Origin of the sequence: Campylobacter sp. FU_497 (assembly GCF_025772425.1) — a bacterium.
Taxonomy (GTDB): Bacteria; Campylobacterota; Campylobacteria; order Campylobacterales; family Campylobacteraceae; genus Campylobacter_D; species Campylobacter_D lari_C.
On record NZ_JAKMSC010000038.1, the window covers coordinates 1 to 1,107 of the forward strand.

The following is a 1,107-nucleotide window of genomic DNA, read 5'->3' on the forward strand; positions in this document are numbered from 1 at the left end:
GTTGTAATTAATCATAAATCTTATAATCACAAGAGCTATTATTAAGCTTATGATTCCTATGATGATCTGTTTTATCAAGGCATTATTTACCGGATCTTTATAAATTTTTTCATCCGCTATTACACAGACATTATATCCTGTTGAAGACTCTTGGCAAATTACTGCTTTACGAGGTGCATTACCATCATTAATTAGCATAGGTTTACTAGATAGTTTTCCTTCTTTACCTTCAGGAGTTGCAAGGTAAGCTTTTACTATGCTTTCACTTAAATTATCTTTTGTTAATAACGCTTTAGAATTTTCATTAAAAAGTATAGTTCCTTCATCATCCAAAACTACGGTATAGCCACTTTGAGATCTTCCCATTGATAAAACATTATCTGAAAAAGTATTTAAATCATAATTTCCACCAACTGCACCTATAAATTTTCCATTTACAACTATAGGATATGAAAAAGATAAAGAAGGGGCTTTTAAACTAGGGGCGATATAAGGTTTTGATATCACCACTTTATCTTCTCCAGAAGCAACGCTTGTATACCAAGTTCTAGTTCTTGGATCATAGCCATCAGAAGGCATTTGATGATTTCCATTTGATCTAATCATCGCACCATTGTTAGCAAGACCAACATATAAAACATCAAAACGACTTGATTCTTTTGCGATTTTAACCATAGTATAAATTTCTTCTAAACTCGCATTAGGATTTTTTTGAATTTCAGATGCAACAGCTTTTATTGCATCACTTCTTGAAGCAGTATAATCATCAAAATTCTTTAAAACATCTTGCATGGTTTTAACTTGTATATCATTAATAAGTTTTTGCACATCATGTTTTACTTCAGCATAATTAAATGCATTTGCTATAAATAAAATAGCTATAATTGCTAAAAACACAAAAAAAGTTAATTTCCCTGTTAAACTTTTTGAAATTTTTCCCATCTAAATCATCCTTTTTTATAGATTACATAATTTAAGGGAAAAATTATCTTATATTATTTTTAATAAAAAAATATTTTATTTAAATGCAAAAAAAATATTATTTAACAAAAACTTATTTGAAAGTAAAAAAGGCAAGCAAAACTTACCGCAGACAAAGCAGATTAA

The 1,107-nt window shown here is 28.5% G+C and carries 1 protein-coding gene; it reads right to left on the bottom strand.

The window, feature by feature from the left end:
- A partial coding sequence (locus tag L8W68_RS08175; RefSeq protein ID WP_263675758.1) for a cache domain-containing protein occupies positions 1-942 on the bottom strand: 942 nt, incomplete at its 3' end.
- Positions 943-1,107 lie beyond the last annotated feature (165 nt).